At 69.7% G+C, this 11,647-nt stretch carries 9 protein-coding genes; 3 read left to right on the top strand and 6 right to left on the bottom strand.

All coding sequences use genetic code 11. The features are described 5' to 3' along the window. Positions 1–10: 10 nt before the first annotated feature. Entirely contained in the window at positions 11–2,188 is a 2,178-nt protein-coding gene (gene uvrD, locus CJ022_RS14685; RefSeq protein WP_101927359.1) for a DNA helicase II, read from the top strand. Positions 2,189–2,227: 39 nt separating this feature from the next. On the opposite strand, the gene CJ022_RS14690 is transcribed toward uvrD, so the two are convergent. Both CJ022_RS14690 and CJ022_RS14695 read right to left on the bottom strand, forming a co-directional pair. Next, entirely contained in the window at positions 2,228–2,407 is a 180-nt protein-coding gene (locus tag CJ022_RS14690; RefSeq protein WP_101927360.1) for a hypothetical protein, read from the bottom strand. Between the two features lie 97 nt (positions 2,408–2,504). Further along, positions 2,505–2,750 (bottom strand): hypothetical protein, encoded by a 246-nt coding sequence (locus tag CJ022_RS14695; protein WP_101927361.1) that lies wholly within the window; start codon positions 2,748–2,750, stop codon positions 2,505–2,507. Between the two features lie 196 nt (positions 2,751–2,946). Between CJ022_RS14695 and CJ022_RS14700 the strand changes: the two genes are divergently transcribed. Beyond that, positions 2,947–4,911 (top strand): S46 family peptidase, encoded by a 1,965-nt coding sequence (locus tag CJ022_RS14700; RefSeq protein WP_101927362.1) that lies wholly within the window; start codon positions 2,947–2,949, stop codon positions 4,909–4,911. Positions 4,912–5,201: 290 nt separating this feature from the next. Here the strand turns inward: CJ022_RS14700 and CJ022_RS14705 are convergent, their stop codons facing one another. Both CJ022_RS14705 and CJ022_RS14710 read right to left on the bottom strand, forming a co-directional pair. Continuing rightward, positions 5,202–6,251 (bottom strand): oxidoreductase, encoded by a 1,050-nt coding sequence (locus CJ022_RS14705; protein WP_233198821.1) that lies wholly within the window; start codon positions 6,249–6,251, stop codon positions 5,202–5,204. A gap of 13 nt (positions 6,252–6,264) precedes the next feature. Next, complete coding sequence (locus CJ022_RS14710) at positions 6,265–6,555, bottom strand: DUF2782 domain-containing protein (protein ID WP_101927363.1); 291 nt, start codon at positions 6,553–6,555, stop codon at positions 6,265–6,267. 143 nt (positions 6,556–6,698) lie between these two features. Here CJ022_RS14710 and polA point away from each other — a divergent pair, with 143 nt between their 5' ends. Continuing rightward, entirely contained in the window at positions 6,699–9,431 is a 2,733-nt protein-coding gene (gene polA / locus CJ022_RS14715; protein ID WP_101927364.1) for a DNA polymerase I, read from the top strand. A 615-nt stretch (positions 9,432–10,046) separates the two neighbouring features. On the opposite strand, the gene CJ022_RS14720 is transcribed toward polA, so the two are convergent. Beyond that, complete coding sequence (locus tag CJ022_RS14720) at positions 10,047–10,724, bottom strand: RluA family pseudouridine synthase (RefSeq protein ID WP_199171563.1); 678 nt, start codon at positions 10,722–10,724, stop codon at positions 10,047–10,049. A gap of 9 nt (positions 10,725–10,733) precedes the next feature. Further along, positions 10,734–11,645 (bottom strand): oxygen-dependent coproporphyrinogen oxidase, encoded by a 912-nt coding sequence (gene hemF, locus CJ022_RS14725; RefSeq protein ID WP_101927365.1) that lies wholly within the window; start codon positions 11,643–11,645, stop codon positions 10,734–10,736. Positions 11,646–11,647 lie beyond the last annotated feature (2 nt).

Raw genomic sequence — 11,647 nt, forward strand, 5'->3', positions numbered from 1 at the left:
GAATGCGGCGATGGATGTTTCGCATTTGCTCGACGGGCTCAACGCAGCCCAGCGGGAAGCCGTTTCCGCGCCCGATGGCCATTTTCTCGTACTGGCCGGCGCCGGCAGCGGCAAGACCCGGGTCCTGATCCACCGCATCGCCTGGCTCAACGAAGTCATGGGTGTGCCGACGCACGGCATTTTCGCGGTGACGTTCACCAACAAGGCCGCGGCCGAGATGCGCCATCGCGTCGACGCCCAGTTGCGGACCGGCGGTCGCGGCATGTGGATCGGCACCTTCCACGGCCTGGCGCATCGCCTGCTGCGCCTGCACTGGCAGGACGCGAAGCTGCCGGAGGGTTTCCAGATCCTCGACAGCGACGACCAGCTGCGCCTGGTCAAGCGCGTCGTGCAGCAGCTGGATCTCGACGACGCGCGCTTCCCGCCGCGGCAGATCGCGTGGTGGATCAACGAGCAGAAGGACGAAGGCCGCCGCCCCCAGCACATCCAGGCCGACGGCGACGAATGGTCCGGCGCGATGCTCAAGGCCTATGCGCTGTACCAGGAGCGGTGCGATCGTGCGGGACTCGTCGACTTCGCCGAGATCCTGCTGCGCGCGCACGAGTTGCTGCGCGACACGCCGGCGCTGCTGGCGCACTACCGCCAGCGGTTCGGCCATCTGCTGGTCGACGAGTTCCAGGACACCAACAGCATCCAGTACGCCTTCGTGCGCGTGCTGGCGGGCGATACCGGCAAGGTCTTCGTCGTCGGCGACGACGACCAGGCGATCTACGGCTGGCGCGGCGCCAAGGTCGAGAACGTGCAGCGTTTCCTGCGCGACTATCCCGGCGCGCAGACCATCCGCCTGGAGCAGAACTACCGCTCCAGCGCCAACATCCTCGGCGCGGCGAACGCGGTCATCGCCCACAATCCCGAGCGCCTCGGCAAGCAGCTGTGGACCGAGAGCGGCGATGGCGATCCGATCGATCTCTACGCCGCCTACAACGAGATCGACGAGGCGCGTTACGTCGTCGAACGCGCGCTGCAATGGGTGCGCGACGGCGGCGCCCACGGCGACGTCGCGATCCTCTACCGCAGCAATGCGCAGTCGCGGGCGATGGAAGAGCAGCTCGTCTCCGAGCAGGTGCCCTACCGCGTCTACGGCGGCGTGCGCTTCTTCGAGCGCGCCGAGATCAAGGACACGTTGGCCTACCTGCGGCTGGTGACCAATCGCGACGACGACGCCGCGTTCGAGCGCGCGGTCAACACCCCGACACGCGGCATCGGCGACCGCACGCTGGACGAAGTGCGCCGGCACGCGCGCGACCACGCGGTGTCGCTGTGGGCCGCGGCGCGTGCGGTGTCGATGGGCGATGCGCTCGCGGCACGCGCGCGCAACGCGATCGCCGGCTTCCAGACGCTGATCGACACGCTGGCCGGTGAAGTCGCGGAGTTGCCGCTCAAGGACAAGATCGACCACGTGCTGGTGCGCTCGGGCCTGCGCCTGCACTACACCAACGAATCCAAGGGCAGCGCGGATTCGCGGGTCGAGAACCTCGACGAACTGGTCTCGGTGGCGTCGCGCTTCGTGCGCGGCGACGACGAAGAAACCGCGCAGCTGACCGAACTGGTCGCGTTTCTCGCCTACGCCGCGCTGGAGGCCGGCGAAGGCCAGGCCCAGGCCGGCGAGGACGGCGTGCAGCTGATGACGCTGCACAGCGCGAAGGGTCTGGAATTCCCGCTGGTGTTCCTGGTCGGTCTGGAGGAAGGCCTGTTCCCCAACGCGCGCTCGGTCGACGAAAGCGGGCGGCTGGAGGAAGAACGCCGGCTCGCGTACGTGGGCATCACCCGCGCGCGGCAGAAGCTGGTGATCAGCTACGCCGAAGCGCGCCGCCTGCACGGCCAGGACATGCTCGGCATTCCGTCGCGGTTCCTGCGCGAGATTCCGCCGGTGCTGCTCAACGAAGTGCGGCCGCGGCAGGTCACGCGTGCGTCGTTCCCGCAGCGGCAGCGCCCGAGCTACGGCCATGCGAGCCTGGCGCCGACGACCGGCGTGCAGCTCGGCCAGACCGTCACCCATGTCAAGTTCGGCGCCGGCACCGTGACCGACATCGAAGGCGACGGCGCGCATGCACGCGTGCAGGTGAACTTCGACGAGGCCGGCAGCAAGTGGCTGGTGCTGGCCTACGCGAACCTGCAGCCGGCCTGAGCGCCGGCGCAGCGCCGCTGGTCGATCAGGGTTGATCGATCAGGCGGACGGCGGATCCGGGCGGCGCGTGCGCGATACGGCCTTCACTATGCCCAGGCCCAGCAGGACGATCACGCCGACCGCGATCCACTGCGGGGCGAGGCCCGCGAGGTGCGCACCGTAGGCGAGGCCGCCGATCAGGATCAGCATGCCGGCGATATAGAGCGAGAAAGCGGACATCGGTCGTTCCTGCGGGTGGGAAGGAGCGCGATGCTAGCGTCGCCCATGTGACGGCTGCGCCCATTCAGCTGAACGGGTCGCGACACGGCGGTCCCGATCAGTCGCGGATCTGGAAGCCCGGGTTCTCGTTGAGCGTGCCGTCGCCTTCGACCACGACCCAGCGGGTGCCGGCGCGCTCGAACAGCACCGGGACCGGATCGCGGAACAGCGGGCGGCGCACGAACCGCAGCTCCCAGCCGAAATGTTCCAGCGTGTCGATCTCGCGGGTCTGGGCGGGCGTCAGCGCCTCGCGCATCAGCGCATCGGCGGCGGCGTCGTGACGGCGGCGGTCGGGACCGGTCATAGGCAAATGCGAACGCGTAGGAGACGGGGCAGGCAGGCCGGGCCGGCACGCGCCGACTCGGGCTGAATGCGCGCCATTCTATCGCGCGCGCCCACGCGGCGCTCCGAACCGGTATTTTTGCCGGGTTCGCGCGTCGCACGTCAGCCGCAGGCTGCGCATCGCGCGTCGCTTCTTTCCACCGTCCAAGGATTCCTGCATGCCGTCCATCCATTCCCCGCGACGCCGCTCCGTCCGCATCGCGGCGCCCGTCGCCGCGCTCGTCTGGGTCGACCACGCGATGCAGGCATCGGTGCGCCTCGCCGGCGGCTGTTCCGGTTCGTTCGTTTCGCCCGACGGTCTGGTGCTGACCAATGCGCATTGCGTCGTCGGCTGCGTACAGGGCCTCTCGTCGCCCGAGCGCGACCTGCAGAACGACGGGTTCGTCGCCGATGCGCGCGCCGAGGAGCTGCAGTGCCCGGCCGAAGAGCTCAACGTGCTGCGCGCGATCACCGACGTCAGCGGGCGCCTGACCGCCGCGGCCGAGGGCAAGCAGGGCCAGGCGTATGTGGATGCGCGCAATGCCGAGAAGGGCCGCATCGAGTCGGAGTGCGTCGGCGACGACGAAGCGAAGACCCGCTGCGACGTCGTCGAGCTCTACAACGGCGGCCAGCAGCATCTCTATCGATACCACCGCTATTCCGACGTGCGCCTGGTATTCACGCCCGAGTATTCGGTCGGCTTCTTCGGCGGCGATCCCGACAATTTCAATTTCCCGCGCTACAACCTCGACGCGGCCCTGCTGCGCGCCTACGAGGACGGCAAGCCGGCGACCGTCGAGCACCACTTCACCCTCGATCCGGCGGGCGCCGAGGCCGGCGAGCTGGTCATGGTGACCGGCCATCCGGGCCGCACCCAGCGCCAGCTCACCGTCGCCCAGCTCGAAACCGTGCGTGACGTCAGCCTGCTCAACACGTTGCTGTGGCTGGCCGAGCGTCGCGCGATGCTCGGCCAGTACGGCCGCAGCAACGAGGAAGCGGCGCGCCAGGCGCAGTCGGATCTCACCTTCACCGACAACAGCTACAAGGTCGTGCGCGGCCAGTTGCAGGCCCTGCTCGACCCGGCCGTGTTCGCCGGCAAGCGCGCCGAAGAAGCGGCATTGCGCGAGGGCGTGGACGCCGCGCCTTGGAACGAGGTCGCTGCGGCCCAGGCGACGGCGCGTGAACTCGCCGTGCCGGTCATGCTGCTCGAGCAGGGTCGCGGCTTCGATTCGCGCCTGTTCGGCATCGCCCGCACGCTGGTGCGTGGCGCAGCCGAACGCGCCAAGCCCAACGACGCGCGCCTGCCCGAATACCAGGACGCGGGGCAGGGCCGTCTGCGGCAGACGCTGCTGAGCAGCGCGCCGGTGTATCCCGGGTACGAGATCGCGAAGCTGACGTGGTCGCTGACCAAGTTCCGCGAACTGCTGGGCACCGACGATCCGCTGGTGAAGTCCGTGCTCGGCACGCAGTCGCCGGCGCAGGTCGCCAAGGCACTGGTCGAAGGCTCGACACTCGCCGATGTCGCCGAGCGCGAGCGTCTGTGGACCGGCGGTGCGGCGGCGGTCGAGGCGTCCGAGGATCCCTTCATCCGTCTGGCCCGTGCCGTCGACGCTCCGGCGCGCGCCCTGCGGCAGCGGCAGGAAGCGGAGGTCACGTCGATCGAATCGCGCGCCGCCACGCAGATCGCCAAGGTGCGCTTCGACAAGCTCGGCACCACGGTCTATCCGGATGCGACGTTCACGCTGCGCCTGTCCTACGGCGATGTCGCCGGCTGGGACGAGGGCGGCAAGACCATCGCACCGTTCACCGACATGGGCGGCGTGTTCGCGCGCAACACCGGCGCCGAGCCCTACGCGCTGCCGGAGCGCTGGCTGGCGGCGGAGGACACCATCGCCAAGGCCACGCGTTTCAACTTCGTCAGCACCAACGACATCATCGGCGGCAATTCCGGCAGCCCGGTCATCAATCGCGACGCGCGCGTCATCGGCCTCGCGTTCGACGGCAACATCCATTCGCTGGGCGGCAACTTCTGGTACGACCCGCGCCTCAACCGCACGGTCTCGGTACACAGCGCAGCGATCATCGAATCGCTGAAGTCGGTCTACGGTGCCGACACGCTGGTCGGGGAACTGCTGCAGCAGTAAGCCGAGCCATGTGCGCGGCGTGACGCAGCAGGGCGCTCCGAGGTCGGGGCGCCCTTTCTTTTGGAGGAGATTCCACATCCGCCTGGCCAATCGGCGCGGATCGACGCATCGATCCCCTTGCAGGGGCGCGCTCGTGCGCGACCGGATGTCACGCATTCCGCCATCGCGCGCAGGCGCGCTCCTGCAACGGCACGCTTGCGCTGCGGACTGGAAGGGTGAAACAGGCATGATCCACGTCACCGCGCCCACACCGCAGCCGCACCAGACCGGCTCGGGGATGGCGACCGCACTCAGTCCAGCGCCACCACGCGTCCAAGGGCGGCGCTGTCGACACCAGCCTGCAGCACGCGCATGACCGCCAGCGCCTCGTCGGCGGTCACGGGTGGCGGCGCGCCGCGTCGCAGGGCATCACGGAGGCCGGCGTAGTACGCGCGATAGTCGCCGGGCGGCCTGGGCGCATCGGCCGCGGACACGCGGCCATCGGGCGCCACCTGCAGCAGGCGACCGGGGTCGGGGTCCACACCCCAGCCAAGCGCGCCGGGCACGCGGCCCGCGCGCAGCGCCGCTTCCTGCGGGTCCAGTCCCGACTTGAACCAGCTGCCGCCGCTGCCGTGCACGGCGAAGCGCAGGCCCGCACCCGGCACGAGCGCACCCGCGTGCAGCACCGCGCGCAGCCGGGGATAGCGGAGTACCACGTGGAACCAGTCGTCGACCTCCGCGCCCGCGCGCTGGATCGCGAGGTCGGCCTGCACCGCATCCGGCATGCCGAACAGCTGCAGCACCTGGTCGACGAGATGCGGCCCCAGATCCGCCCACAGCCCGGCGCCTGGGCCGGCGCGCTCCCGCCAACGGTCCGGCACGACCGGCCGGAACCGGTCGAAATGCGAATGCAGTTCCGCGACCGTGCCGAACGCGCCGCGGTCGCAGAGTGCCCGCAGCGCGAGGAAGTCGGCATCCCAGCGCCGGTTGTGGAACACGCTGACGGTGCGGCCCACCCGTCGCGACGTGGCGACGACCGCGTCGGCCTCGGCGAGGTCGACGGTGAACGGCTTGTCGACCACCACGTGGCGGCCGGCTTCGAGCGCCGCGATCGCCAACGGGGCGTGAGTCGCGTTGGGCGAGGCGATGACGACGACGTCGATGGCGTCATCGGCGAAGGCGGCTGCTGGATCGGCGAGGACCCGCACGTCCGGCAGGTCGGCCGCGACCTTGCCGGCATCGCCCGAGACCACCGTGTGCAGGTGCCAGCCGGGCGTCGCACGCAGCAGGGGCGCGTGGAAGGTCCGGCCGACGAAGCCGTAGCCGACCAGGGCGACCTGCAAGGGACCGGCGTCGCTCACGAGGTGTGCGGCATCACCACTTGAACAGCTCGAAGTAGGTCTGGGGCGGATTGTCGCCGTCGCTGTCGATGCGACCGTCGCCGTTGCGGTCGTAGAGGAAATACGCCGGGCCGCGCGAGGGCACCACGCGCACGGCGCGGAGCTGGCCCGCGACGCGGAACTCGCTGATCACGTCGCCGTTGGACTCGGTGCGCGTCGTCTCGACGGCATCGGCGGGAATGCCGTCGCCGTTCATCCCGGTGGTCGCGCAGGCGGACAGCGCGAGCAGGGCGGCAACGAGCAGCGCGGATCGGAAGCGGGTCATGGGCATCACTCCTGCGGGCGGACGTCGAGTATGCGCGCGGCCGACCGGTGGAAGCGTGGAGATCGCGAGGACGGAGGGTCGGGTTGTGCCGACCTCCGGGCGCCCGACGGCGGGGCCGGCATCGGGGCCGGTAGAATCCCCGCATGAGACGCCTCATCCTGATCGACGGGTCCTCGTACCTGTATCGCGCCTTCCACGCGCTGCCCCCGCTGACCAATGCCGGCGGTGAACCCACCGGCGCGCTGTTCGGCATCGTCAACATGCTGCGCGCGACGCTGAAAGAGGCGCCCGACTTCGCGGCGTTCGTCGTCGATGCGCCCGGCAGGACCTTCCGCGACGATCTCTACGACCAGTACAAGGCCAACCGCCCGCCGATGCCCGACGAACTGCGGGCGCAGGTCGAGCCGATGTGCACGATCGTGGAGGCCCTGGGCTTTCCGATCCTGCGCGTTCCCGGCGTCGAGGCCGACGACGTCATCGGCACGCTGGCGCTGCAGGCAGCCGACGCCGGGATCGAAGTGACGATCTCCACCGGCGACAAGGATTTCGCCCAGTTGGTGCGGCCGCGCGTGACCCTGGTCAACACGATGAGCGGTAGCCGCATGGACAGCGACGCGACCGTGGTCGACAAGTTCGGCGTCCGCGCCGACCAGATCGTCGACCTGCTCGCGCTGATGGGCGACAGCATCGACAACATCCCCGGCGTGCCGAAGTGCGGGCCCAAGACCGCGGCGAAGTGGCTCACCGAGTACGAATCGCTGGACGGGGTGATCGCGAACGCCGGCAACATCAAGGGCAAGATCGGCGAGAACCTGCGCGAAGCGCTGCACCAGCTGCCGCTGAGCCGGGAGCTCGCGACGATCAAGACCGATGTCGTGCTCGATGGCGGCCCGGAGACACTGATCCTGCGACCGCGTGCGGTCGACACGCTTCGTGTGCTGTACACGCGCTACGGCTTCGGTCAGGCGCTGAAGGATCTCGACGGCGGCAGCGGAGCGGGTGCACCGGCGACTGCCGCCATCGCGAGTCCTGCGCCACCGTCGACGCTCGATCCCGCGCTGTCGGCGCCGGGCGAGTACGAAACGGTGCTGACGCCCGACCGGCTCGACGCCTGGGTCGCGCAGCTGCAGGCCGCGGACGAATTCGCGTTCGATACCGAGACCGACGCACTCGATGCGATGCGCTCCGGCCTCGTCGGCCTGAGCTTCGCGATCGAGCCCGGCCGCGCCGCCTACATTCCCGTCGGCCACGACTATCCCGGCGCGCCGACGCAGCTCGATCGCGCACTGGTGCTCGATGCGCTGCGCGGGGTGCTGGAAGACCCTGCGAAGCGCAAGCTCGGCCAGCACGGCAAGTACGACATCCACGTGCTGCGTCGGCACGGCGTCGAGGTGCGCGGCTACGCCGACGACACGCTGCTGGAAAGCTTCGTCCTCGATGCGGGCATCGCCCGGCACGATCTCGACTCGCTGGCCAAGCGCCACCTGGGGATGGAGACGATCAAGTTCGAGGACGTCGCCGGCAAGGGCGCCAAGCAGATCTCGTTCTCGCAGGTCGCCATCGACGATGCGTCGAAGTACGCCGCCGAAGATGCCGACATCACCCTGCGGCTCCACAGGGTCATGAAGCCGCGGATCGAGGCCGATGCGGGCCTGGCGCGCGTCTACGCCGACATCGAGATGCCGCTGGTGCCGGTGCTCGCGCGCATCGAGGCCAACGGCGTGCGCGTGGATGCCGACGAACTGCGCCGGCAGAGTGCGGACCTGTCCAAGCGCATGCTCGCCGCGCAGCAGAAAGCGACCGAACTCGCCGGCCGCACCTTCAATCTCGATTCGCCCAAGCAGCTCGGCGCATTGCTGTTCGACGAGCTGAAATTGCCGGCCGTGGTGAAGACGCCCAAGGGCCAGCCGAGCACCAACGAGGAAGCGCTGGAGGCGATCGCCGACCAGCACGAACTGCCCCGCGTGATCCTCGAGTACCGCGGCCTCGCCAAGCTGCGCAGCACCTACACCGACAAGCTGCCGGAGATGATCAATCCCGACACCGGTCGGGTGCACACGAGCTACCACCAGGCGGGTGCGGCGACGGGACGGCTGTCCTCGTCGGATCCGAACCTGCAGAACATTCCGATCCGCACCGACGACGGGCGTCGCATCCGCCGCGCCTTCGTCGCGCCGCCGGGCCGCAAGCTGATCGCCTGCGACTATTCGCAGATCGAACTGCGGATCATGGCGCACCTGTCCGAGGATCCCGGCCTGGTGCGCGCGTTCGAATCCGGCGTCGACATCCACCGCGCGACCGCGGCCGAAGTCTTCGGCCGACCGCTGGACGAGGTGACCGGCAACGAGCGCCGCGCGGCGAAGGCGATCAATTTCGGCCTGATGTACGGCATGAGCGCCTTCGGTCTCGCCCGCAACCTTGGCATCGGCCGCGGCGAGGCGCAGGACTACATCGCGCTGTACTTCTCGCGGTATCCGGGCGTGCGCGACTTCATGGACCGCACGCGGCTGCAGGCACGTGAGACCGGCTATGTCGAAACCGTGTTCGGCCGGCGACTGACGCTGGACTTCATCCAGAAGGGCAACCCCTCGCAGCGCGCCGGCGCCGAGCGCGCCGCGATCAACGCGCCGATGCAGGGCACCGCGGCCGACATCATCAAGCGCGCGATGATCACGATCGACGGCTGGATCGCAGATCACTCGAACCGCGCGAAGATGATCCTGCAGGTGCACGACGAACTGGTGTTCGAGGCGGATGTGGATTTCGTCGACACGCTGCTGGCCGAGGTCGTGGCCCGGATGACCCGTGCCGGCGAACTGCGGGTGCCGCTGGTCGTCGACAGCGGCGTCGGCGACAACTGGGACGAGGCGCACTGAGCGGGCACGGGAGCGGGGCGCACTTCCTGATTGGGGGCGCCGTCTCGAGGTGGTAGGACGTGACGAGACGGCCGTGGCGCGCGCGCAAGAGGCGTCTGGGCGTCCCCTTCGTCAGCGCCGATCCGGCGGCTCAGGCAGCAGGGGCGCAGTGCGGACGACGGGCCTAAATGTGGCCTGAATCATACGGAAATTTAACTGTAATCTTCACGAACCATCCATGGTCGGAATGTTGATATAGCCCTCGACAGATGCAAGGTCTGTCGCAGATCTCTCCCTTCCCCTGGAGTGATCGAACGGAACCACATGGCTTCTCCCCGAGCCGGTTCCCTGAGCCCCGCCGGCCCCCCCTGCCTGCGGGGCTTTTTTATGCCCCGCGTTTGGCGATTCCGCGGTTTGGGCGTCTCAGACGTTCCGTCCGGGTCCGACGCGCAACAGTCGTCGGCCTGGTTCTAGTAGGAGCGCCTGCGCGAACGTGTTTCGCTGAACGCCTGTGCGCACGGGCGCGCTCCGACAGAGGTGACGCCAGGCTGGCCCCAGCGAGGCTGGCCCCACGGGCCGTTTGCAGCAGCGGCGTGGCCGACGCCAGGCGGCTGTCGGCCACGTTGCCGTCCAGCGCTAGAAGGGAGTCGGAGACGTCACCAGCAGGGGCTGGCCGGTGCCGGGATGGATAAGGGCCAGCGACGTGGCGTGCAGCAGCAGACGCGGCGCGCGGGCCTGCTGGGCCGGGTCGGCGTACAGCGCATCGCCCAGGATCGGGTGGCCGATCGCCTGCAGATGCACCCGCAACTGATGCGTTCGGCCCGTCCACGGGATCAGGGTCAACCGGCTGCAGGGCGTGCCGTCCGCCGCGTGGCCGCGCGAGCGGACCTGCCAGCGGGTCTGCGAGGGCTTGCCGGCGACCCGGTCGATCCGTTGCTTCGGGCGATTGGGCCAGTCGCTGGCCAGCGGCAGGTCGATCTCGCCCGTGTCGGCCGTCACCCAGCCGTCGACGACCGCTTCGTAGCGCTTGTCGACCCCGCGATCGGCGAAGGTGTTGCCGAGCGCGCGCTGCATCGCCTCGCCGCGCGCCAGGACGATGACGCCGGAGGTCGCCATGTCGAGCCGGTGGACGACCCGCGCGTCGGGCCAGGCGGCCTGGGCGCGGGTGGCCATGCTGTCGTGCTTGTCGGCGCCGCGCCCCGGGACCGACAGCAGGCCGCTGGGCTTGTCGAAGGCGAGCAGCCAGGCATCGGCGTGCAGCACCTGCAGGCACTCCGGCACGACGTCGGGATGCGGCGCGGCGGCATGCGGCATCGGCCGGGCTCAGGCGGCGTCGGCCAGCCAGTCGCGCGGTCGCAGGTAGTCCAGCAGCCGGGCCTCGTCGCTGCCGGCAGCGGGCGTGTAGCCGTATTCCCAGCGCACCCGCGGCGGCAGGCTCATCAGGATCGATTCGGCCCGGCCGCCGGACTGCAGGCCGAACAGCGTGCCGCGGTCGTAGACCAGGTTGAACTCGACGTAGCGGCCGCGCCGGTAGAGCTGGAATTCGCGCTCGCGCTCGCCGTAGGGCGTGTCCTTGCGTCGCGCGACGATCGGCAGGTAGGCGTCGAGGAAACCGTCGCCGACCGCGCGCAGGTAACCGAAGTCGGTGTCGAAATCGGCGTGCAGATCGTCGAAGAACAGGCCGCCGACGCCGCGGGTCTCGCCCCGGTGCCTGAGGAAGAAATAGTCGTCGCACCAGCGCTTGTGCGCGTCGTAACGGGTCTGGCCGCCGAACGGCGTGCACAGCGCGCGGGCAGTGCGGTGCCAGTGCCGCACGTCCTCGTCGACCGGATAGAACGGCGTCAGGTCGAAGCCGCCGCCGAACCACCAGGCCACTGTCTCGCCGTCGCGCATCGCGCGGAAGTGGCGGACGTTGGCGTGGGTCGTCGGCAGGTGCGGGTTGTGCGGATGGAACACCAGTGAGACGCCGACCGCGCGCCACGAGGCGCCGGCGAGTTCGGGCCGGTTGGCGCTGGCCGACGGCGGCAGCGCCGTGCCGGACACATCCGAGAACCCGATGCCCGCCTGTTCGAACACCGCGCCATCGCGCAGCACGCGGGTGCGACCGCCGCCGCCTTCGGCGCGCCGCCACGGGTCCTCGACGAACGTCGCCCGGCCGTCGGCCTGCTCGATGGCGGTGCAGATGCGGTCCTGCAGACCGGTCAGATAGTCGCGGACGCTGTCGAAATCGTTCATGC

Origin of the sequence: Luteimonas rhizosphaerae, assembly GCF_002849595.1 — a bacterium.
Classification (GTDB): domain Bacteria; phylum Pseudomonadota; class Gammaproteobacteria; order Xanthomonadales; family Xanthomonadaceae; genus Luteimonas; species Luteimonas cellulosilyticus.

What these genes read in the sequence shown, in the direction of transcription:
- uvrD (WP_101927359.1), top strand. Translation starts at nt 11, where the DNA reads ATGGATGTTTCGCATTTGCTCGACGGGCTCAACGCAGCCCAGCGGGAA.
- CJ022_RS14690 (WP_101927360.1), bottom strand. Translation starts at nt 2,407, where the DNA reads ATGTCCGCTTTCTCGCTCTATATCGCCGGCATGCTGATCCTGATCGGC.
- CJ022_RS14695 (WP_101927361.1), bottom strand. Translation starts at nt 2,750, where the DNA reads ATGACCGGTCCCGACCGCCGCCGTCACGACGCCGCCGCCGATGCGCTG.
- CJ022_RS14700 (WP_101927362.1), top strand. Translation starts at nt 2,947, where the DNA reads ATGCCGTCCATCCATTCCCCGCGACGCCGCTCCGTCCGCATCGCGGCG.
- CJ022_RS14710 (WP_101927363.1), bottom strand. Translation starts at nt 6,555, where the DNA reads ATGACCCGCTTCCGATCCGCGCTGCTCGTTGCCGCCCTGCTCGCGCTG.
- polA (WP_101927364.1), top strand. Translation starts at nt 6,699, where the DNA reads ATGAGACGCCTCATCCTGATCGACGGGTCCTCGTACCTGTATCGCGCC.
- CJ022_RS14720 (WP_199171563.1), bottom strand. Translation starts at nt 10,724, where the DNA reads ATGCCGCATGCCGCCGCGCCGCATCCCGACGTCGTGCCGGAGTGCCTG.
- hemF (WP_101927365.1), bottom strand. Translation starts at nt 11,645, where the DNA reads ATGAACGATTTCGACAGCGTCCGCGACTATCTGACCGGTCTGCAGGAC.